The organism is Streptomyces sp. NPDC020747 (genome assembly GCF_044334695.1).
Lineage (GTDB): Bacteria > Actinomycetota > Actinomycetes > Streptomycetales > Streptomycetaceae > Streptomyces.
The window spans coordinates 303,432-324,163 of sequence record NZ_JBIRTJ010000003.1; the positions used below are offsets into that span (position 1 = coordinate 303,432).

The window sequence follows — 20,732 nt, forward strand, 5'->3', positions numbered from 1 at the left end:
AAAGTCGTGGTGTGTGGTGACTTCCAACGTTCCGGAGGGAACGCCGTCATCCGGTTCTACTGCTGTGTGCCGTGCGGGAGTTGGCTGCCGACGCAGGTCACCGATCGGTATCGGCCGGTGTGTATAGTCGGGCGGCAGAAGTCCCCTACGCCAAGGAAAGACGAGGTCTCGCGGTGAAGAAGCTTCTCCTGGTCGCACTGGCCGCCATCGGCGGGCTCCTCGTGTACCGCCAGATCCAGGCGGATCGCGCCGAGCAGGATCTGTGGACGGAGGCGACCGACTCCGTGCCCACGGGTTCGTGAGTACCGACGACAGTCTCAGTACAGACCCCGGCCGCCTCGCGGTCGGGGTTTTGTGTTGCCGGGGGCAGGGCGGCCGGGACAGCGCGTCGTGGACGTCACAGGAAGCGCTTGCGTGGCCGAACAAGGGGTGGCGCGGCGGCCGGAGGGGCAGGATGGTCGAGGCTTCACGGACGTCCGGGACAGCGTCGGGACAGCGCCGACACCGGTCCGCGGACGCCCGGTGAGTGACGATCCGGTGCTACGGCGAGGGGTGGCGCGTGATGGGGCGGCGCACGGGACGGTGGCGCGGCCGTACGGTCCTGGCCGGGGCGGCGGCGCTGCTCTCGGCCGTGGCCTCGGCGGGACAGGCGACGGCGGCCGGCACTCCCCCTCCGTACCGCTTCGCCGCCGGCGCCGAGCAGGTCGAGGGCGCGACGGCGGCCACGGATGCCGTAGGGCTGACACCCGGCACGACCTATAGGAGCACCCTCCGCGACAAGGGGAAGCTCTACTACAGGCTGCGGCTGGACGCCGTGTCCACGGCCTACGTGTCGGTGACCGCCGTCCCCAAGGCGGGAACTGAGGCCGTGTACTCGGACGGCATCAAGGTGTCCATGCAGGACCCCGACGGCCACAAGTGCTTCTCCGGGGACGCCGGTGCCGCACGGTTCGGCCCCACCGAGAGCCCGCGGCCGATCACCGCCTGGGCCTCGCGCAGAGCGGGCCCCGGCACGTACACCTGCAAGAGCGCGGGGGCGTACTCCGTGCTCGTCGAGCGCATCAGCGGTGCCGGGTCCTCGCCGGACGACTGGGAGCTGGAGCTTCGGTACGTGTCGGAGCCCGCGCTGAAGAAGGCCGCTTCGACGACCGCCCCCGAGGTGTGGGACTCCGCCTCCCCGCAAGCGGTCGAGGGCCTCGCCAGGACTCGTAGAGGCGGTACCAGCTTCAACGAGGCACGTTCCCTGGAACAGGGCGTCTGGAAGGACGACATCCAGGCCGGGCAGACGCTCTTCTACCGCGTTCCCGTCGACTGGGGGCAACAGCTCTACGCCACCGCCGAACTGGGTCCCGCGAGCGGTGAGGGGTTCCTGGGCAACGCCCTCGGCCTGTCGCTCTACAACCCGGTGCGCGCCTTCGTGGACGACGCGGGCACCGGATACGACGGCAAGGCGAAGTCGGCCACGCTGGAGCCGCTGCCCCCGGTCGCCTACGAGAACCGGTACGACGTCGACGACCAGGTGAGCGGAATGCGGTTCGCGGGCTGGTACTACCTGGGCGTGCATCTCAGTGCGGAGATGGCCGGCAAGTTCGGCGACGGTCCGTTCGACCTGACCCTGCGTGTGCGGGTGAGCGGTACGGGCGGGGCACCGGCGGTGTACGACGGAACCGCCGTGCCGCCCGACGTGTTCGACGTGACCGCGGGGGACAAGGCCGAGGCATCGAACGGCGCCGCGGCGGCCGACGGCGGGGGACCGGACGGGAACACCGCGATGAAGGCGGTGGCCGTGGGCGGTATCGGCGCGGGGACCGTGCTCGTACTGGGGCTCGCCGTGTGGACCGTGGTCGCACGGAGGCGGGCGGCGGCTGCCGGAGCGGGGGCGCCCGGCGGTGGTCCCGCGGAGGGGACAGTGCCGGTGCCGTCCGCCGAGGGTCCGGACGCGTGGTCACGGGAGTACGGACCGCCGCGAGCCTGGTAGTCGGCGTGGCTCATGGGTGGTCCACGGATGGTTCCGGTGCGGGCTCAGATCTGCGTCAGTGCCCAGAACCCGACCGCGAAACAGGCCAGCGCGAGCAGGAGCACCGGAACCGCGACCATCGCGGGTGGCCCCGGACGCCGCTGCGCCCGCTTGGCGCGATGCCGCGCAACGGGCTGCGGCTGGGGTGGAACCCGAACGTCTTGAGCGGTGTATGAAGCAGTAGAGGCGAATTCGTGCGGCTGGGGCGACGACACGGGGGTCGTGGCCGAGGGGTGAGCGGCCGAGGGGTGCGGAGCCTGGGGGGAGAGCACATGAGTGGGTTCGTACGGCAGCGACGGGGAGTGGGCGGGGTTCGGGAGCGCGAGCGACGTGGGGGGAGTGGGGGGCTGCTCGGGCTGTGGTTGTGCCTGTGGGTGGGGATGCGGCTGAGAGTGGGGATGTGGCTGGTGTCTCTGTACGGGAGAGGTACTGGTCCGGGGAGGAGGCGGAGGCGGGGGTGGCAGGGGGAAGCCTCCGGTGTCCGACACCGCGGGGGACTGCGGGGGGACGGGCGCGGTCGAGGGCGGTGGTGGTACGTCGCCGGGGGTGGCTCCGGGCGTTACGGCGCCGGTGTGGGGGTGGGGAGGGACAGCGCCTGCGGGGGGCATCGGCGAGCCGGCACCCGTGCGCGTCTGGGGCCAGGCCGTATCTGTGTGAGCGTCTGGGGACACGCCACCGGGGTGGGCCTCAGGAGACGTACTCGGCTGGGGGGATACGGCGCCTGCGGGGGCCTCGGACGGAGCGGTGCTCCCGGATTGCGCCGCACGGCCCTCGGTGGCTGTCCGAGCGTCCGGAGACACGGCACCGGACTGCTGCGAAGGGGTCGCTGGGCCCAGGCCCTGCCGCTGGGGCGCGGTGTCGTGAGCCGGGGCGCCCCCGGACGCGGCAGTGGTCGTCAGAGGGCCCTGCGGGCCGAACTCCGCCGGAAGCGGGCCGAGTTGGTCGAAGATCTCGATCAGCTCGTCGTCGGGGCCGGGCTCGGGCAGGAGCTCCCTGGCCGCGGCGAGCGCCTTGCGCGCCCCTGTGGCGGTGCGGAACCGCGCCTGTGGATCCGGTTGGAGGAGAGAGGCCACGATCTGCCACAACGGCTCGGGAATCCGCTTCGGGGCGGCCGGTGTGCCGTGGGCCGTGAAGTGGTCGACCAGCGCCTTGGCATCGGGCTTGGCACCCTCCAGGAGATAGAGGGCGACCAGGCCCACCGCGAAGAGGTCGGCGGGGAAGTCGGGCTCCGCGCCGAGCAGCTGCTCGGGCGCGAAGTAACCGGGCGTCCCCACCACGTAGTTGGTCTCCGTCAGGCGTGGCTCGCCCAGCCGCATCGAGATGCCGAAGTCGGACAGCCGCAGCCGCGGACGGCCTGTTCCGGTCGCTTCGAGCAGGATGTTGGCGGGCTTGATGTCACGGTGCACGACCCCCTCCGCGTGCACCGCGGCGAGCCCCGCCAGCAGCTGATCGAGCAGAGTGCAGACGAACGCCGGCGGCAGGGGACCGTAGTCCCCGATCAGATGGACCAGCGAACCGCCGCCGACGAGGTCCATGGTGAACAGGACCTTGTCGTCGTCGGCGGCCCAGCTGGCGGGCGCGAGCACATTGGGGTGGTCGATCCGCAGTGCCTGCTCCCGCACGAAGCGCAGCAGCGAGTGCGCGTCGCTCTGCTGGAGCACCTTGGCGGCCACATACCGGCGCCGCCGGTGGTCCCAGGCACGCCAGACGGCACCGACTCCCCCGCGTCCGATCGGGTCGACCAGTTCGTACCGGCCGGCGAAGACCTCACCCATGGTCGTGCGTCGCTCCCCCTTCGGCGGTCGGTACGGCTGCCTTTCCGAGGTGCCCGGCTGCCTGGCCTCCGGTGACCGGCAGACCCAACAGGACTGCGGCTACCGGGCGTTCGGCGGCCGGGCGATGTGCTCAGTTCTGGTGGGACTGGTAGTGGGCGACCGCGTCCGAAGTGCGGCCGGCTCCGTACACCCGGAGGAACTCTGCCAGTTCCGGGTGGGTCGGGGCGAGAGTGTCGGCCGCTTCGATGATGTCCCCCGCGGCAGCAACCGAACGCAGCAATGACTGGATCTCGCGCACCACACGCTTCACCGTGGGCGCACCCCCCGAACTGGTCGTCGACTGCGTGGTGTTGCTGAGCACCGAGCCCCCTTGCGACTTCTTGATCTCGTCCATGCGCTCGGTGGCCTCGGCTGCACTCACGCTGCCGTCCGCCACCTGCCCCGCCAGGTCCTGCAGCAGCTGTACGCGCTGGACCACCGCGGGGTTCCCGATCTTGGCGCGCTGGCCACTCATCAGCTGCGACAGCATGGGCGCAGACAGACCGAGCACCCCGGCGAGGCGTGCCTGATTGAGCCCCAGATCATCTATGAGCCTACGGAAGAGCGCCCCCAACGGCTCCCCGTACCAGTTCCGCTGCAGCTCCCGGGCTCTTGCGGTTGCTTCCTGCTGTGCGGCGTCCATTCGCGTCTCCCCATCGCTTCCCCAAGTACCGCGGTTCGCTGTCGCGAACCACGTCGAGCATCTTACGGAGAGTGGTCGTGCGCGGGGAGCCCCAATCTTTTTGCGGGATACCGGGGGTGACCCGGTACTCTGGTCTGCGGCGCTGCTCAGAAGGGGGATCCTTCTGGCGGATGCCTCCCTTCCGGGGCCTTAGCTCAGTTGGTAGAGCGCTGTCTTTGCATGGCAGATGTCAGGGGTTCGACTCCCCTAGGCTCCACACGATGAACCCCCTTTGACCGGCTCAGCTGCAGGTCAGAGGGGGTTTTCTTGTGCCGTGGGGCCCGTGGGCTGAGAGGTCCGGATCTGTGTTTCGGGGGACTCCTGGGGTGTCCCGGCCGTCCCGCGGCGGCGGCATCAGCACTGCCTGCCCTTGCCCGTCGAGCCATTCGGCCTCCCGTTCTTCAGGGGCGGTTCCACGCCGGGACGGGCCCATCAACGGGTGCGAGGTGGCCGGGAATTGCCCGTCTGTCCAGTGGTGACGTGGCCTCGTCAAGCTCGTCGGCCCTGCTCGCGTTGAGCGCCGGAGCGCCACAGGGGGCGTGTGCGGTGACGTGCGTCACAAGATAAAGGCGGCGATGTTTGCGATTATTTGCGCAAAGAGATGCCTGGTTCGAGGGTGCTGTGGTCGCAACGCAGGTGACCGGGGTGGCGTGAGGGCGGCGCGTAGAAGTCGTGAAGGCTTGCGTGAGCTGCTGTGAACGAAGATGCGTAACCAGAACGCTGCGCTCCGTTAAGAAAATCTGTGCGGGTGTTGCACACCTGGACCGTTGCAAACGTCATCGTGAACGGAGGGCGTAGAACAAGCGCCCTCCCGAGGCCGCCAGAAACGCCACGAGGCCTCGCCCTCTGTAAGGAGAGGCAAAACCCCACGTGAATCTGGACGTTGCCGACGATGTGATCCTGGCGGTGCTCACCCTGCGGGTGTTCGGCCGTGACGTGCTCGGTCTGCTGCGCCGCGTGGCCGCGGCCGGAGTCCGAGCCGGCATCAGCGAGATGCGGCGCGAGAGCGGTACGGAGGGACAGACGTGAGCCAGGAACTTCCCCGAACCGCGACCGGCGCCCGGCCGATGAGGAAACTGCCGCTGGATTTCGAGGCATTCCACCGGATGTACCGGCCGATCTACGTCCACTGGGCGGAGATCCGGCTGGGCAGCAGGGCCGATGCCGAGGAGGCCGTCGACGCGGCCTTCGAGAAGTTACTCAGGGCCTGGTCCACCGTCCTGACCAAGGAGAACCCCACCGCGTACGCCTGGCGCGTGCTCAGGCACACCACCATCGACATCTCCAGGGCCCGGGACCGCCGCCCCGCACTCATCGGCGAGGCCGCGTTCGAGACGGTGGCGCTCAGTCAGGCGGTCGACCCCATAGGCCAGTTCGAGGAGAGCCTCAGCCTCTACGACGCGATCGGACAGCTGCCACCACGTCAGATGGACGTCATGCTCCTGCAGTTCGGCCACGGCTTCACCGTGGAAGAGGTGGCGGCCGCACTCGGGATCACCCCGGCCGGCGTACGCTCCACCGTCCGCCACGCCAGGCGACGCCTGGAGCACGCCTACGGAGTCAAGAGGCGACTCGATGTCCCGCGGCATGAGAGTGCCGCACAAAGAGAGGGCGAGGGCGATGGCTTCGCGCGGAGCGAGAGCGAGGAAGGGCATGCCGATGACATCGCACATTGACGAACTGCTCGCCCGCGCCAGGCTGCGCCGCGAGCCCTACACCACGGCCGACATCGACGCGGCCGTCGCCCGCCTGGCCGCCCGAGCAGCGGTTCGGTGGGACGCGCCGGAGGAACCCCCCTGCCCCACGTCCTGCACCCACAATGTCTCCGCGCCGGCCGCCACAGACCCGGCCGGTGTGAGCGTCCTCTGCAACAACCCGGCCGGCAGAGGTGCAGACGACGAGACCTCGGCGGACGAACACTCCCCGGGTAGAGAGCAGGACCGCGAGGAATCGGTGGACGAAAGCTCCGCCGCCGACGATCTCCAGACCCTCTGCGAGACCGTGATCACCCACACCGGAGCCCTCGCCGACCTCAGGATCTTTCTCGCCCGGGCACTGCCCGAGCCGTCCGGGGCACGCGTACTCGGATGCATGCTGCAGCTCTCCGAGCGCGAGGAGTCCGCCCGTTTCTGGTGGCAGTACGCCGCCGGGGCCGGTGACCCCGCCGCCAGCTACTGCCTCTACCTGCACCACCGGGCCCTGGGCGAGCACGGAGCAGCCGACTGGTGGCACACCCAGCACACCCAGCACACCCAGGCCGACACCGTGGCCGACACGGAGGCCGGACCCGAGGTCGAGATCACCACCACGCTGCGCATCCTCCGCGCGCTCAAGCCGGACGACTCATCAGTACCCGAACCGGTCAACGCCGTCCTGCACTACGTGCCCGCGGCCGTCGCCTATGTGGACGACGACCTGGACCTTCCCCTCCCCGACCCCGACTTCACCGACCGCGTCAGGGCCCTCACGGCCCTCACAGCCACGGCACCCGTTCCTTCGGCTCCGACCGCACCGGTGGTCGGCGGTTCGGCGGAAGCCCCCCGCCGCACACGCAAGCGCAAGCCCCTGCCGGAACGCAGGCGCCCGCGCCGCACCGCGACGGGCTCTACGTAGAGCTCGCTCCACATAGGGCCGGTTTCACGTGAAACATCGTGGGGGCAGGAGGCACCAGGCCTTCCTGCCCCCCACGACGTGATGTCCTACAGCCGCGTCAGCCGCGGTCCTTGTGCTCCGCGGCCTCCGCCTCGGCCTGCTTGGCCTGGACCTCGGGGTCGAGCTCGTCCTGAACGCTGCCGTCGACCGAGGTCAGACGGCCGCCCTCCGGGACCTCCGTGGCGGCAGGCGGTTCGACCAGCCAGTCGGGGTTGGCCTGCTTGTCCCACCACTTCCACGCGGCGAAGGCGCCACCGGCCAGAATGCCCAGCACGGCGAGACCCTTGGCGAGACGGCCGACCCTGGCCCGCCGCTCCTGCTTACGGACCAGCTTCTCCACCTGCTTGGCCGAGACCTGACCGCGCAGCGCCGCCAGCGCCGCCACACTGCGGGACGTGGCCTCCTCGCGAACGGGGCCGGCCGCGACCCTGGCCTGCTCGATCCTCGGCCGGGAGTAGTCCGCCGCCTGCCGCGCGGCCTTGCGGGTGCGGACAGCTGCCTCGTGGGCGGCCTGGTCGACCTTCGGCGGCACATGCGTCCGCGCCTGCTCAAGACGCGGGGCGAGATGGGCGTCGTACTGCGTGCGTGCCTGTTCAGCGGCCTGGAGAGCTGCGGCCGACACCTTCGGCGCGAGCTTGACGCGTGCTTCGTGCGCATACTGCGTGGCGCGGTCCCTGGTCGTGTCGGCGTAGGGCGCCACCACTTCCGCGGCGTGCCGCACGCTGTCCTTTGCCGACTCGGCCGCTGCGCGCACGCTGTCCTTGCGGGTCACGGGATCCTCCTCCTCGGTGGCGTACTCGGGGGCTTGGGGCCATCCCCCAGCAAGTCACAGTTCACCTTTCCACCCTTATCCGGATCATGCCTGCCGGAGAGCTCCGGGGCATGCGAGGGCGGGCATCCGGGTCATGAGAGCCGACTCCGGACCTACTCGGGGCAATAACTGATCAATGCCGTGCAACGGGAGCTTGCCACGACAATGCCACGGATCCCCGGACTGTGCGCCGCTTCGGTACGAAGCGGTTGAAGCGGTCCGGAGCGGCGGTGACGCAAGACGAGGGACGCGGTCCGTGCGAGGATCGGGGAGTCACAAAGGACAACGGAAGGCAGATCGTGGCCGAGCAGCTTTACGCCACCCTGAAGACCAATCACGGCGACATCGAAGTGCGGCTCCTGCCGAACCACGCGCCCAAGACGGTCCGGAACTTCGTCGAACTCGCCAAGGGCGAGCGTGAGTGGACCAACCCGGCCACGGGTGCGAAGTCCACGGACAAGCTCTACGACGGCACGGTCTTCCACCGGGTGATCAGCGGATTCATGATCCAGGGCGGTGACCCGCTGGGCAACGGCACCGGCGGTCCCGGCTACGAGTTCGAGGACGAGTTCCACCCCGACCTCGGCTTCGACAAGCCGTACCTGCTGGCCATGGCGAACGCCGGCCCGGGCACCAACGGCTCCCAGTTCTTCATCACCGTCTCCCCGACGGCCTGGCTGACCCGCAAGCACACCATCTTCGGCGAGGTGAGCGACGGGGCCAGCCAGAAGGTCGTGGACGCCATCGCCTCCGCGCAGACCAACCCGCGCACCGACCGCCCGGTCAGCGACGTGGTCATCGAGTCGGTCGTCATCGAGACCCGCTGAACCGAAGCCCCCGGAGGGAATCGAGGCCCCTCGGCGGAAACCGAGAGAGGCCTCCCGCAGGGAACCAAACGCCCCGCCCATCCGTAAGGATGAGCGGGGCGGTGCGTTGCGTACCAAATGCGTACAGAGGATGAGGGGATCCCGATGGACCAGGCGCCAGGCAGCCCGCAGGAACCACAGGGTGCCGCGAGCCTGCCCACCTGTTACCGGCACCCGGACCGGGAGACCGGCGTCCGCTGTACCCGCTGCGAGCGCCCCATCTGCCCCGAGTGCATGATCAGCGCCTCGGTCGGCTTCCAGTGCCCGGAATGCGTGAGGAACGGCTCCGGCACGGGCCACGCCCCCAACGCCACCCAGCCCCGCACCCTCGCCGGCGGCACGGTCGCCGCGGATCCCCGGCTGATCACCAAGATCCTCGTCGGGCTCAACCTCGCCGTCTTCCTGGTCCAGCTCTCCGTCGGCGACCGCTTCACCGAGAGCTTTTACCTCGTCGGCCGGGTGTTCCTGCCGATCCTCGGAAACGACCTCCAGGGCGTCGCGGAGGGGCAGTGGTACCGGCTGGTCACGTCGATGTTCCTGCACGGCAGCTATATCCACATCGCCTTCAACATGCTCAGCTTGTGGTGGATCGGCGGCCCCCTGGAGCAGGCCCTCGGCCGCGCCCGCTATATCGCCCTGTACGCGGTGTCCGGCCTCGCCGGCAGCGCGCTCACGTATCTGCTCGCCGAGCCGAACCAGCCGTCGCTCGGCGCCTCCGGCGCGATCTTCGGCCTGTTCGGCGCGACCGCCATCCTCATGCGACGGCTCAACTACGACATGCGCCCGGTGATCGCCCTGCTGGTGATCAACCTGATCTTCACCTTCAACCCAGGGTTCAACATCGCCTGGGAAGCCCACATCGGCGGTCTCGTCGGCGGTGTCCTGATCGGCTACGCCATGGTGCACGCGCCTCGCGAGCGGCGGTCTCTGATCCAGTACGGCGTGTGCGCGCTGGTGCTGATCGCGGTTGTGGTCATGACACTGGTGAGGACCGGCCAGCTCACCTGAGCCGAGGCGCTCGACCCGCCTGAGAATCCCGCGGGAGCCCACGTTGTCCACAGACCGTGGCGGATCTTGTGCATGCTGTGTGGGAACAAGTGTGCCCCCTGTCCCTGACCTGGGTTTCCCCAGGCGGGACAAGGGGCGAACGCACTTGCGGATACCGGTAGGTCAGTCACACCGGCGTCAACACCGGATGGGTTATCCACAGATCTTCAGACCTATCCACACTGTGTGGAAACTCTTGTGGATAACTCAGTGGGCAACTTGGGCCACGGCTTGCGGACACAGGCTCGGAGAAGCCCTGGTACAGGCTCCCGACACCTTATGGCCGCGTTACTTCCACTGCGTGGAAACGCCGAATCCCGCCGCGATGAAGCCGAAGCCCACCACGATGTTCCAGTTGCCCAACGCGTCGATCGGCAGCGAACCGTCCGTCACGTAGAACACGACGATCCAGGCGAGGCCGATGAGGAACATGGCCAGCATGACCGGGGCGACCCAGGCACGGCTGTTCAGCTTGATGTTGGTCGCCTGCTTCGCCGGGGGCGGCGTGTAGTCGGCCTTCTTGCGGATACGTGACTTCGGCACGAGGGTCTCTCCTGTCGATGCGCTGCGTGGCCGCGCAGGGAACGTGGGCTGGCTCCGGGGCAGCGTACAAGGGGACTCTTAGCGCTCCCCCGGGCGTCCGTTAGCGTAGTGCTTCCGCGGCGCCGAAGGAGATAAGGGTACGTTGAGCAATTCTGCCGACTCTCCCCAGCCGGGTTCCAGCCCTGGCACAATCCGGCGTTTCCGGCCGGTGCGGGTGCTGACCGTGGCCGTCTTCGCCCTGGCCGGGCTGATCTTCTTCACCAGCTTCGACACGGCCAAAGGCACCAATATCCGTACGGACGCCTCGCTGCTGAAGCTCTCCGACCTGATTCAGGAGCGCAGTCACAAGAACGGGCAGCTCGACGAGAGCAACGGATCGCTGCGTGAGGACGTCGAGTCGCTCGCCGAGCGGGACAACGGCAGTACGAAGGCGGAGGAGGCCAAGCTCGCCGCCCTGGAGAAGAACGCGGGCACCCAGAAGCTCAAGGGCGAGGCCCTCACGGTCACCCTCAACGACGCGCCCCCGAACGCCACCGCCAAGCTCCCCGGCTACCCCGAGCCGCAGCCCGACTACCTGGTCATCCACCAGCAGGACCTCCAGGCCGTGGTGAACGCCCTGTGGCAGGGCGGCGCCAAGGGCATCAAGGTCATGGACCAGCGGCTGATCTCCACCTCCGCCGTCCGCTGTGTGGGCAACACCCTGATCCTCCAGGGCCGCGTCTACTCGCCCCCGTACAAGATCCAGGCGGTCGGTGACCCGGAGAAGCTCCAGAAGGCCCTCTCGGCGTCCAAGGCGATCCAGAACTACATGGTGTACGTCAACGTCTACGGGCTCGGCTGGAAAGTCGACGAGGACGGGACCGTGACTCTGCCCGGCTACTCGGGCACAGTGGATCTCCACTACGCGAAGCCTGTGGAGTAGCAGCCCGTGGGGTAAGAGCCCATGGAGTAGTGGAGCCGCTGCCGCTGGGGGACCTTGTGTCGGTGCGAGTGGTCGTCAGGACGTTCAGCGAGCTGTGCATCACGGTCGGGACCGTGATCGTGCTCTTCGTGGTGTACGTGCTGTTCTGGACGGGTGTGAAGGCCGACACCGCGATGGACGACCAGATCGCGCAGCTCCAGGAGCAGTGGTCGAAGGGTTCCGTGGCCGCCGGGCCCAAGGAGCCGAGGTCCACGGCGACGGGCGCTCCCGGCGCCAGCACCGGAACGAGCCCCGAGGACCCCGCCTCGTACAAGGACGGCAGGCCCTTCGCTGTGATGTACATCCCGCGGCTTGGTTTCACGTGGAACAAGCCCGTGCTCGAAGGCACGAGGACGAGCACCCTCAAGAAGGGTCTCGGCCACTACGCGAGCACCGCGCAGCTCGGGCAGCCGGGGAACTTCGCCGTCGCCGGCCACCGGCGCACGTACGGGGACCCGTTCAAGGATTTCCCCAGGCTGCGGCCGGGTGACTCGGTGGTGTTGACCGACGGGACGACCTGGTTCACGTATCGCATCGATACAAAGCCGTACAAAACATTGCCCAGTGACATAGCGGTCATTGACCCCGTACCGAAGAAGTCGGGGTACACGCGTGCGGGCCGGTATCTGACGCTGACGACCTGTGAGCCGGAATGGGGCCACAGCCACCGGCTGATCGTCTGGGCACATCTTGACTCGACCCAGCCTGTAGAGGCTGGGAAACCGGAGGCCCTACGCCGTTAGTCTGGTCCGGTACGGCGTGAGTCCGGTGCCGTGGCGCGACGGAAGGGACGGCATGTACGGCTTTATCTGGCGGCATCTGCCGGGGAACACGTGGATCAAGGCACTGATTTCCCTGGTGCTGGTCCTCGCGGCGGTCTACGTGCTCTTCCAGTACGTCTTCCCGTGGGCCGAACCGCTGCTGCCCTTCAACGATGTGACGGTGGACAACCAGTGAGCGCGCGGATTCTCGTCGTCGACAACTACGACAGCTTCGTCTTCAACCTGGTCCAGTACCTGTACCAGCTGGGTGCCCAGTGCGAGGTCCTGCGCAACGACGAGGTGTCGGCGCTGCACGCACAGGACGGTTTCGACGGCGTACTGCTGTCGCCCGGCCCGGGCACGCCCGAAGAGGCCGGAGTCTGCGTCGACATGGTGCGGCACTGCGCCGAGACCGGTATCCCCGTCTTCGGTGTCTGCCTCGGGATGCAGTCGATGCAGGTGGCGTACGGCGGCGTGGTGGACCGCGCTCCCGAGCTGCTGCACGGCAAGACGTCGCTCGTCGAGCACGAGGGCAGGGGGGTGTTCGCGGGGCTTCCGTCGCCCTTCACCGCCACCCGGTACCACTCGCTGGCCGCGGAGCCGAAGACCGTCCCTGTCGAGCTGGAGGTCACGGCCCGTACGCACGACGGGATCATCATGGGGCTCAGGCACCGTGAACTCCTGGTCGAGGGTGTGCAGTTCCACCCGGAGTCCGTGCTGACCGAGCACGGTCACCGCATGCTGGCCAACTGGCTGGTGGAGTGCGGGGACCAGGGAGCCGTCGCCAGATCGGTCGGGCTCGCCCCGGTGGTGGGCAGGGCCACGGCGTGACCGCCCTGCGCCCCGAGCGCGACAGTGCCGCCCCGTTCGGCGAGGACGCCGTGTACGGGGGCGCTGAGGCGTTTGAGGCGCCGGGCGCCTTCGAGGGGGCGGCGGCCTTCGAGCCGTCCCGTGACTTCGGGGCACCGAATGCCGATGCCCGGCCGAGCGGTGCGATGCGGGCCGCCGTCGACGGGCTCGCCGACCCGCTCAGCGACCCCCTGCCGGGGCAGCGGCCGCCCGCGGCGCCCGAGCCCGAGCAGGAGTGGTACGACCCCCAGGGGTATCCGCGGGACTGGAGCGGCGGGCAGACCGCCTCCTCGTACGCGGAGCCGATACGCCGCGCGCACACGGACCCCGCGCACGGGTACGCCGAACCGGGGCAGCCGTCGCCGTTTGCCGGGCCGCAGCCGCAGCCACAGCAGCCGTACGAGCCGCAGAGGCCGTACGAGAAGCAGCAGCGGCCGGCCTACGGAGGGGCGCCGCAGACGTCGTACGACTGGGCCTACGACAAGCCCGATCCGCCGAGTCCGACGAGTTCCCCGAGTTCGACGGGCCCGCTGGGTTCTGCCGGCCCGCTGAGCCAGGCGGGTTCGCCGGCTCAGGCGTACTCCGCTCCGTACGAGCCGCCGCTCGTCGACGACGAGACGGTCGGGCTGCGTATCGCCGATGTCGTCGAGTCCATACCGGGGATCCCGACGCCTGCCGCCGGGCCGGCTGAGCGCGCCGTACCGCCCACAGGGGCGGCAGACGGCGCGGGAGTCCCGGGTGGCGGCCGTGCGGCCCGTCGCAAGGCCTCCAGGCGCCATGGGCGGCATGGTGGGGCCGGTGGGGCACACGAGGGGCAGGAGGAGGCCCAGGAGAGCCGGGCGGCGTCCGGGGCGCCTCTCTCCCGCATGGAGGCGCGGCGTGCGGCGCGGGCGCGGAAGCCGGGCGCGGCCGTGATGGCCAGCCGGGCGATCGGCGAGGTGTTCATCACCACCGGCGTACTGATGCTGCTGTTCGTGACGTACCAGCTGTGGTGGACGAATGTCCGGGCGCATGCTCAGGCGGGGAACGAGGCGAGCAGCCTCCAGGACGACTGGGCCAACGGGAAGCGGAATCCGGGGGTGTTCGAGCCGGGCCAGGGCTTCGCTCTCCTGCACATCCCGAAGCTCGATGTGGTCGTGCCGATAGCCGAGGGCACCGACAAGAAGCGGGTGCTGGACCGCGGCATGGTCGGCCACTATGCCGAGGAGGGCGTGAAGACGGCGATGCCGGACGCCAAGGCGGGCAACTTCGGTCTTGCCGGGCATCGCAACACCCATGGTGAACCGTTCCGGTACATCAACCGCCTGAAGCCGGGCGACCCGATCGTCGTGGAGACGCAGGACAAGTACTTCGTGTACAAGATGGCGTCGATCCTGCCGGTGACGTCGCCGAGCAACACGGCCGTCCTGGACGCGATCCCCAAGGGCGCGGGCTTCACCAAGGCGGGCCGCTACATCACTCTCACCACCTGCACCCCGGAATTCACCAGCAAGTACCGGATGATCGTCTGGGGCACGATGGTCGAGGAACGATCGCGCGACAAGGGCAAACCGGACGCTCTCGTCGACTGAGACACCTGGGCGGCCGGCGACCCCACGCTTCACGGCACGACATCTCACGCTTCACGACATCTCAAGCTTCACAACGTCCCAAGCGACATCCCGAGCTTCACGACATTCCAAGATTCCTGAGAGACCAGACGGGGCAACGCAGTGGCAGCGACGACCGACCACGAAGAGCACACGGACGCCCGGGCGTCCTCGCCCGCGCCGCGGCGCCGTGGCGGCGGCCGGATCGCGGCAGCCGTCAGCGTCTTCGGTGAACTCCTCATCACGGCGGGTCTGATCCTCGGCCTGTTCGTCGCCTACTCGCTGTGGTGGACGAACGTCGTGGCGGACCGTGAGGCCCACAAGCAGGGCGACAAGGTGCGCGACCACTGGGCGGAGGACCGCGGTCCGGTCGGTCTGGACACCAAGGACGGCATCGGCTTCCTGCATGTCCCGGCGATGAAGAACGGCGAGGTGCTGGTCAAGAAGGGCACCTCCACGAAGTCCCTCAACAACGGCATCGCCGGCTACTACACCGACCCCGTCAAGTCCGCCCTCCCGCAGGACAAGAAGGGCAACTTCTCGCTGGCGGCCCACCGCGACGGCCACGGCGCCAAGTTCCACAACATCGACAAGCTCAAGAAGGGCGACGCGATCGTCTTCGAGACCAAGGACGACTGGTACGTCTACAAGGTCTACGCGACCCTTCCCGAGACGTCGAAGTTCAACGTCAAGGTCCTCGCGCCCGTCCCCAAGGAATCGGGCAGGCAGAAGGCCGGCCGCTACATCACGCTGACGACCTGCACGCCCGTCTACACGTCCCGCTACCGGTACGTCGTGTGGGGCGAGCTGGATCGCGTGGAGAAGGTCAACGACGAGCGGACGCCGCCGGCGGAGCTGCGCTGAGCGTGACCGGGGTCCTGCGAGGGGCCCGGTCCTCTAACATGGCGGAGGCCCGAAGCCGCAACTACCTTTTGCGGCTTCGGGCCTTCGTGTTCGGGCCTCCGTGTATGGGGTGGCGGTTATCCCAGGACGTCCAGCGTCGTCCCTGAAGCCCATGTCTCAAGCAGTGTGCGAGGTACGGCGGTGATGCCGCCGTCGGCCGCGATGTTCAAGGCGTCGCGTGTGAACGGGCATGTGGCGACGTAGAGCGCCACTTCCGCGTTGTGGAGGACTTTGGCCGAGCCGAGGAACTTCTGGACGTCGGGGCTGGTGATGGACATGTAGGGCGCGAATCTCTTGCACTGGGCGACGAGGTGCCGTCCGTCGGCAGTACGTCCGGTGATGTCCAGGCCTCGGTCTCCGTGGCCGCCACGTACGACGACAGCGGTGCAGCCGTCGCGGCGCAGCAGTTCGGCGACGTGCTCCTCGAACTCGGGTCCGTTCATGGCGTCGAGGGATGCCATGATTCCGGCGAGTGGCCGGTCCTCGCGTGGGCCTTCCAGCCGGTGCAGCCGGGCGTTGTGCTGGTGGAGCCGCCGTTCGATGCGCTGGACGCCGGTACGCAGGGCGATCAGTTCCCGGCGGTGCTCGCTCGATGTCTCGATCAGTGCGTTGAACATCGGAACGACGGTCCTGCCGAGGACTTGGGTGATGCGTTGGTCGATGCGGTCGTCGAGGGACACGGCGCCACGCTCGGCGTCCCTCTCGACAGAGTTGTCCACAGGCTGCGTGCGAGCCATGTACTCCATGTCGAGCAGGTACGTACGCACCTGACGTGCGACTTCGCTGTCGCGGAGGAGCATGGCGACGTTGAGGACTATGCGGCGGGCGAAGAGCGCGATGGCTCGGGTTCGGGACTGGATCCGACAGACCTCCTTGAAGGAGGTCAGTTCTGAACCTGTCAATACGCGGTACCCGCTGGCGGTTACCTCCTCTCGATGATCGACCACCAGAGACTCGATGGCCTTGACGCCCACCTGGAAGTACGTGGCGACCATCGCCGTAGTCACATGCATGCCGTCCGGCAGCAGTGACAGTGCCTTGACTCTGTCGAGGACTTCCGTGCGTTCCAGCGCGCCGTCGCGCAGGGTCTTCGATTCCAGCAGGGCCGTTTCGTTGATCACGCTCTGTCCCGTCTGCTCGTGCAGTGGCCACACGGCCAGGGGCGGGCTCTGACTTCCCACCCCAATTCTTCAACGAGCAGGGCTGTATGAAGATGTGGTCGGCTCTCGCACAAAGGAGCGGCGCAATCCGCTCAGAGTGGTGAAAATGCTGATGGCAGTGCCTCGGCACCCATTGACCGGTGTCGAGGCACTGCCATGCGTTGAGGAAGCGGTCGGTCAGTCCTCTGTGCGGAACGACGCGCCGTTGGCGCCTCCGAAGAGGCCGCCGTTGCCGTTGCCGCCGTTGTTCTGCTGCCCGGCGTCGATCGTTCCGAGGTTGACCCTGTCGCCGGCCTTCACCTGCTGGCCCTCCTGCGGGTTGCTGGCGAGGACGATGGCGTTGTCGTCCTGCGAACCCTGGATGTTGCCGAGCTGGAGGTTGTTCTGCGTGAGAACCTGCTTGGCCTGGGCGAGGGTCATCTGGGTTACCTTCGGCATGGCGAACTGCTGGTCTTCCTCTTCCTCCGCCTTGCCGATCTGGATGGTCACCGTGGAGCCGGGGTCGGCCTGGGAGTTGGCCTGAGGTGCTGTCCCGATGACCTTGCCGACGAGGTTGTCGTCGTCGGTCTCCACGTCGGTGCAGTTGCCCGTGAGGTCGTTCTCCTGCATCCGCGCCTTGGCGTCGTCACAGCTCAGACCGCTGACGTCCGGAACGGTGGACTGCTTCTTCTCCTTGGCGACGGTGAGGGTGATGGTTGTGCCCTTCTCCTGTTCCGTGTCGCCGGGAGGATCCTGATCGGTGACGACGCCCGGAGTCTGGTCGGACTCCTCGGTCTTCTTCTCGACCTCGAAGCCCTTGTCGGTGAGCTGCTCCTCCGCCTTGTCGAAGGTGAGGCCCTGGACGTCCGGAACGGTGACCTTCGGCGATCCTGTCGACACGGTCAACGTGATCGTGTCGCCCTTCTTTACCTGGGTCTCCGCCTTCGGAGTCTGGGAGCAGACGCTGTTCTTCGGGGTGTCCTCGCAGGCCTTGGGGTCGATCTTCAGCTCCAGCTCGCGGTTGTTCGCCAGCTTCTCGGCCTCGGACTGGGTCTGGTTCACGAAGTTCGGCGCCGGGAACGCGTCGTTGCCCGCCCCGCCCTGCCCGGTGAACGCCCACTTGCCGATGATGATCGCGCCGACCAGCACGAGCAGACCCGCGACGACCAGCAGGATCGTCGAGGTGTTGCTCTTCTTCTGCTGGCGTCGGCGTCCGGCGCGGTCGTCGTAGCCGAAGCCGCCGTCGTCCGGGTTCATCGGGGGCAGCATGGACGTGGCCTGCGCGTCCGTGGAGCGCAGAGCGGTGGTGGGGCGGTCGTCCGGGTAGCCGCCGTAGCCCACGGAGCCCATGGCCGCCGTCGCCGCGACGGGCTGGCCGTCGAGGCAGGCCTCGATGTCGATGCGCATCTCGTCGGCGGACTGGTAGCGGTAGTCCGGGTCCTTGGTGAGCGCCTTCAGGACGATGGCGTCCATCTCGGGCGTGATCTCGGGGTCGAAGACGCTGGGCGCCTGCGGTTCCTCGCGTACGTGCTGGTACGCGACCGCGACCGGGGAGTCCCCGATGAACGGCGGGCGGACGGTCAGCAGCTCGTACAGCAGACAGCCCGCGGAGTACAGGTCGGAGCGGGCGTCGACCTGCTCGCCCTTGGCCTGCTCCGGCGACAGGTACTGCGCCGTTCCTATGACGGCCGCGGTCTGCGTCATCGTCATGCCGGAGTCGCCCATGGCGCGGGCGATGCCGAAGTCCATGACCTTGACCTGGCCGTTGCGCGTCAGCATGACGTTCGCCGGCTTGATGTCGCGGTGGACGATCTGGTTGCGGTGCGAGTACTCGAGCGCCTGGAGGATGCCGATGGTCATCTCCATGGCGCGCTCGGGCAGCAGCTTGCGCCCGGAGTGCAGCAGCTCTCGCAGCGTGGACCCGTCGACGTACTCCATCACGATGTACGGGATGGAGATGCCCTCGATGTAGTCCTCACCCGTGTCGTACACGGCGACGATCGCGGGATGGTTGAGCGAGGCGGCCGACTGGGCCTCCCGGCGGAACCGGGCCTGGAACGACGGGTCGCGCGCGAGGTCCGCTCGCAGCGTCTTCACCGCCACCGTGCGGCCGAGCCGGGTGTCATGGGCGAGGTGTACCTCCGCCATGCCACCACGGCCGAGCACGTGGCCCAGCTCGTACCGGCCGCCGAGGCGACGCGGCTCTTCCATAGCTACCTACCAGCCCTCTCCGACGGTCCTGACCACACCACGTGTGGTCCGGCGGTGTGCTGTCCGGGCTACCGTACCCGGCTCGCCTTGACTGACCTGGCCACAACCGTCACCCGATACAGGACCGGTATCGCAACGTGCACCGATGTGAAGGGGACGTGAGCGGGGTCACTTCTTGCTGTCGATGACTGCCTTCATCACGTCCTTCGCAATCGGTGCCGCGAGGCCGCCGCCGGAGATGTCGTCACGGTTGGCGCTCTCGTCCTCGACGACCACGGCGACGGCGACCGGGGAGCTGCCGTCTTCGAGCTTCGCGTACGAGATGAACCAGGCGTACGGGTTCTCGCTGTTGTCGACACCGCGCTGGGCGGTACCGGTCTTGCCGCCGACGGTGACGCCGGCCTCGTTGATCTGGCCCTTGGTGCCGGTGCCGTCCTTGACGACCGTCTCCATCATCGACTGAAGGATCTGGGCGTTCTCCGCCGACAGCGGCTGGCTCAGCGGCTCCGGCTCGGTCTTCTTGACGGGGTCGAAGTCCGGCGCCTGGAGCTCGTCGACCATGTACGGCTTCATGAGCTTGCCGTCGTTGGCGATGGCCGAGGCCACCATGGCCATCTGGAGCGGCGTCGTGGCCGTCTCGAACTGGCCGATCGAGCTGAGCGCGGTCTGCGGCCTGTCCATCTTCTCGGGGAAGTTGGAGGCGCTGGAGCGGATCGGCACGAACTGCTCCTCGTTGAAGCCGAACTTCTTGGCCGTCTCCAGCATGTCCTCCTTGCCGACGTCGACGCCGAGCTTGCCGAAGACGGTGTTGCAGGACACCCGCAGCGCCTCGCGCAGCGTCGCGTCCTTGCAGGGGATGTTCCCCTCGTTCTTCAGCTCGGTGGTGCTGTCCGGCAGGGTGTACGGCAGCGGCGAGTCGGTTTTCTCATCGGCGCTGTCGACGATGCCGTGCTCCAGCGCCGCCGCGGCCGTGACCACCTTGAAGGTCGAGCCGGGCGGGTAGATCTCGCGCAGCGCCCGGTTCTGCATCGGGTCGTCGGGGTTGTTCTTCTTCTGCAGCTTGGTCCAGGCGTTGCCGTCGACCTTGGTGGAGTTCCCGGCGAACTTCGAGGGGTCGTACGAGGGAGTGGAGGCCAGCGCCAGGATCGCGCCGGTCTCGGGGTCGATCGCGGCGACGGCACCCTTGCCCTGCTTCAGCAGACCCTTGTACGCGGCCTTCTGTGCGGCGGCGTTGAGCGTCGTGACGACGTTGCCGCCCTCCTGCTTCTTGCCTGTGATCATGTCGAGGGTGCGGCGGAAGAAGAGCCGGTCGTCGTTGCCGGTGAGGATGCCGTCCTCGATGCCCTCCAGCTGCGTGGCGCCGAACGCCTGCGAGGCGTAGCCCGTGACGGGGGCCCACATCGCGCCGTCCTTGTACGTGCGCTTGTACTCGAAGTCGTTGAAGTCGTCGCCGCTGGTCTTGGTGGACCCGGTGATCGGGTTGCCGTCGACGATGATGTCGCCGCGCGGTGTGGCATAGCGCGCGATGGCGACGCGGCGGTTCTTGGGGTCGTCCTTCAGCGAGTCGGCCTGGACGTACTGGATCCAGTTGTCGCGGATGAGGAGTGCGAGGACAAGGAGTCCGCAGAAGATCGCGATCCGGCGCAGAGGCTTATTCACTGCCAGCTTCTCTAACTCGAGTGATCCTGGTTCGTGCTGCTTGCACGGGGCTGGCCAGTTGGTAACTCAGCCACCTCCCCGAGTCTAGGACGTGGACCGGGTGTCGTGTGGGTGGAGTCCGTGAGAGCGTGGTCACCACCACGAGTCACTCGGCAGGGTGCCCGTACGCGAACGGGGTCTACGGTCGCTTTCCGTAGACCCCGTTCGCGTACGGGCACCCTGAAACCG

The 20,732-nt window shown here is 68.2% G+C and carries 20 protein-coding genes and 1 tRNA gene; 14 read left to right on the forward strand and 7 right to left on the reverse strand.

Annotated features, from left to right (window positions below):
* Positions 1-173: 173 nt before the first annotated feature.
* Both ACH4YP_RS10515 and ACH4YP_RS10520 read left to right on the forward strand, forming a co-directional pair.
* Positions 174-302: a DLW-39 family protein gene (locus ACH4YP_RS10515; protein ID WP_003999697.1), complete on the forward strand. Its 129-nt coding sequence runs from the start codon at positions 174-176 to the stop codon at positions 300-302.
* A gap of 260 nt (positions 303-562) precedes the next feature.
* On the forward strand, positions 563-1,978 hold the full coding sequence (locus ACH4YP_RS10520; protein ID WP_361052332.1) for a hypothetical protein: 1,416 nt from the start codon (positions 563-565) through the stop codon (positions 1,976-1,978).
* A gap of 44 nt (positions 1,979-2,022) precedes the next feature.
* Here the strand turns inward: ACH4YP_RS10520 and ACH4YP_RS10525 are convergent, their stop codons facing one another.
* Complete coding sequence (locus tag ACH4YP_RS10525; protein ID WP_398490224.1) at positions 2,023-3,792, reverse strand: protein kinase; 1,770 nt, start codon at positions 3,790-3,792, stop codon at positions 2,023-2,025.
* 130 nt (positions 3,793-3,922) lie between these two features.
* The gene (locus ACH4YP_RS10530; RefSeq protein ID WP_143641370.1) at positions 3,923-4,474 is read right to left on the reverse strand and encodes a DNA-binding protein; all 552 of its coding nucleotides are present in this window, start codon (positions 4,472-4,474) and stop codon (positions 3,923-3,925) included.
* 183 nt (positions 4,475-4,657) lie between these two features.
* Here ACH4YP_RS10530 and ACH4YP_RS10535 point away from each other — a divergent pair.
* The 4 genes from ACH4YP_RS10535 to ACH4YP_RS10550 all read left to right on the forward strand — a co-directional run bounded on the left by ACH4YP_RS10535 (position 4,658) and on the right by ACH4YP_RS10550 (position 7,126).
* Positions 4,658-4,730: transfer RNA gene (locus ACH4YP_RS10535), tRNA-Ala, on the forward strand.
* Positions 4,731-5,383: 653 nt separating this feature from the next.
* A complete protein-coding gene (locus tag ACH4YP_RS10540; RefSeq protein ID WP_361052340.1) occupies positions 5,384-5,542 on the forward strand; it encodes a hypothetical protein in 159 nt (52 codons plus the stop codon).
* Entirely contained in the window at positions 5,539-6,189 is a 651-nt protein-coding gene (locus tag ACH4YP_RS10545; RefSeq protein ID WP_361052343.1) for a sigma-70 family RNA polymerase sigma factor, read from the forward strand. Before ACH4YP_RS10540 ends, ACH4YP_RS10545 begins: the two co-directional genes overlap by 4 nt.
* Positions 6,173-7,126: a hypothetical protein gene (locus ACH4YP_RS10550; protein ID WP_398490225.1), complete on the forward strand. Its 954-nt coding sequence runs from the start codon at positions 6,173-6,175 to the stop codon at positions 7,124-7,126. The genes ACH4YP_RS10545 and ACH4YP_RS10550 overlap by 17 nt, the downstream gene beginning before the upstream one ends.
* 97 nt (positions 7,127-7,223) lie before the next feature.
* Here the strand turns inward: ACH4YP_RS10550 and ACH4YP_RS10555 are convergent, their stop codons facing one another.
* A complete protein-coding gene (locus ACH4YP_RS10555) occupies positions 7,224-7,937 on the reverse strand; it encodes a DUF5324 family protein (protein WP_361052349.1) in 714 nt (237 codons plus the stop codon).
* 338 nt (positions 7,938-8,275) lie between these two features.
* Here ACH4YP_RS10555 and ACH4YP_RS10560 point away from each other — a divergent pair, with 338 nt between their 5' ends.
* Together ACH4YP_RS10560 and ACH4YP_RS10565 are read left to right on the forward strand one after the other, a co-directional pair.
* Positions 8,276-8,803: a peptidylprolyl isomerase gene (locus ACH4YP_RS10560; protein WP_143641373.1), complete on the forward strand. Its 528-nt coding sequence runs from the start codon at positions 8,276-8,278 to the stop codon at positions 8,801-8,803.
* A gap of 144 nt (positions 8,804-8,947) precedes the next feature.
* A complete protein-coding gene (locus ACH4YP_RS10565; RefSeq protein WP_398490226.1) occupies positions 8,948-9,850 on the forward strand; it encodes a rhomboid family intramembrane serine protease in 903 nt (300 codons plus the stop codon).
* 327 nt (positions 9,851-10,177) lie between these two features.
* Here the strand turns inward: ACH4YP_RS10565 and crgA are convergent, their stop codons facing one another.
* Complete coding sequence (gene crgA, locus ACH4YP_RS10570; RefSeq protein ID WP_055613069.1) at positions 10,178-10,432, reverse strand: cell division protein CrgA; 255 nt, start codon at positions 10,430-10,432, stop codon at positions 10,178-10,180.
* Positions 10,433-10,574: 142 nt separating this feature from the next.
* Here crgA and ACH4YP_RS10575 point away from each other — a divergent pair, with 142 nt between their 5' ends.
* The 6 genes from ACH4YP_RS10575 to ACH4YP_RS10600 all read left to right on the forward strand — a co-directional run bounded on the left by ACH4YP_RS10575 (position 10,575) and on the right by ACH4YP_RS10600 (position 15,456).
* Positions 10,575-11,354, forward strand: a complete 780-nt coding sequence (locus ACH4YP_RS10575) for a DUF881 domain-containing protein (protein ID WP_361052357.1) — start codon at positions 10,575-10,577, stop codon at positions 11,352-11,354.
* A 62-nt stretch (positions 11,355-11,416) separates the two neighbouring features.
* Entirely contained in the window at positions 11,417-12,136 is a 720-nt protein-coding gene (locus tag ACH4YP_RS10580; RefSeq protein ID WP_361052360.1) for a class E sortase, read from the forward strand.
* Between the two features lie 52 nt (positions 12,137-12,188).
* Positions 12,189-12,350 carry a hypothetical protein gene (locus tag ACH4YP_RS10585; RefSeq protein ID WP_107102406.1) on the forward strand — a complete coding sequence of 54 codons (162 nt, stop codon included), beginning with the start codon at positions 12,189-12,191 and terminating at the stop codon, positions 12,348-12,350.
* Positions 12,347-12,985 carry an aminodeoxychorismate/anthranilate synthase component II gene (locus ACH4YP_RS10590; RefSeq protein WP_200397078.1) on the forward strand — a complete coding sequence of 213 codons (639 nt, stop codon included), beginning with the start codon at positions 12,347-12,349 and terminating at the stop codon, positions 12,983-12,985. Before ACH4YP_RS10585 ends, ACH4YP_RS10590 begins: the two co-directional genes overlap by 4 nt.
* Positions 12,986-13,308: 323 nt before the next feature.
* Positions 13,309-14,574 carry a class E sortase gene (locus tag ACH4YP_RS10595; protein ID WP_398490540.1) on the forward strand — a complete coding sequence of 422 codons (1,266 nt, stop codon included), beginning with the start codon at positions 13,309-13,311 and terminating at the stop codon, positions 14,572-14,574.
* Between the two features lie 141 nt (positions 14,575-14,715).
* Positions 14,716-15,456 (forward strand): class E sortase, encoded by a 741-nt coding sequence (locus ACH4YP_RS10600; protein ID WP_361052364.1) that lies wholly within the window; start codon positions 14,716-14,718, stop codon positions 15,454-15,456.
* A 116-nt stretch (positions 15,457-15,572) separates the two neighbouring features.
* Here ACH4YP_RS10600 and ACH4YP_RS10605 read toward each other — a convergent pair whose 3' ends face one another.
* From ACH4YP_RS10605 to ACH4YP_RS10615, 3 genes are all read right to left on the reverse strand, one after another.
* Entirely contained in the window at positions 15,573-16,616 is a 1,044-nt protein-coding gene (locus ACH4YP_RS10605) for a restriction endonuclease (RefSeq protein ID WP_398490228.1), read from the reverse strand.
* A 216-nt stretch (positions 16,617-16,832) separates the two neighbouring features.
* Positions 16,833-18,845, reverse strand: a complete 2,013-nt coding sequence (gene pknB / locus ACH4YP_RS10610) for a Stk1 family PASTA domain-containing Ser/Thr kinase (protein ID WP_398490230.1) — start codon at positions 18,843-18,845, stop codon at positions 16,833-16,835.
* Positions 18,846-19,013: 168 nt separating this feature from the next.
* A complete protein-coding gene (locus tag ACH4YP_RS10615) occupies positions 19,014-20,504 on the reverse strand; it encodes a penicillin-binding transpeptidase domain-containing protein (RefSeq protein ID WP_361052373.1) in 1,491 nt (496 codons plus the stop codon).
* Positions 20,505-20,732 lie beyond the last annotated feature (228 nt).

Coding starts and splice junctions, on each gene's coding strand:
- ACH4YP_RS10520 (WP_361052332.1), top strand. CDS start 563: ATGGGGCGGCGCACGGGACGGTGGCGCGGCCGTACGGTCCTGGCCGGG.
- ACH4YP_RS10525 (WP_398490224.1), bottom strand. CDS start 3,792: ATGGGTGAGGTCTTCGCCGGCCGGTACGAACTGGTCGACCCGATCGGA.
- ACH4YP_RS10530 (WP_143641370.1), bottom strand. CDS start 4,474: ATGGACGCCGCACAGCAGGAAGCAACCGCAAGAGCCCGGGAGCTGCAG.
- ACH4YP_RS10550 (WP_398490225.1), top strand. CDS start 6,173: ATGACATCGCACATTGACGAACTGCTCGCCCGCGCCAGGCTGCGCCGC.
- ACH4YP_RS10565 (WP_398490226.1), top strand. CDS start 8,948: ATGGACCAGGCGCCAGGCAGCCCGCAGGAACCACAGGGTGCCGCGAGC.
- ACH4YP_RS10585 (WP_107102406.1), top strand. CDS start 12,189: ATGTACGGCTTTATCTGGCGGCATCTGCCGGGGAACACGTGGATCAAG.
- pknB (WP_398490230.1), bottom strand. CDS start 18,845: ATGGAAGAGCCGCGTCGCCTCGGCGGCCGGTACGAGCTGGGCCACGTG.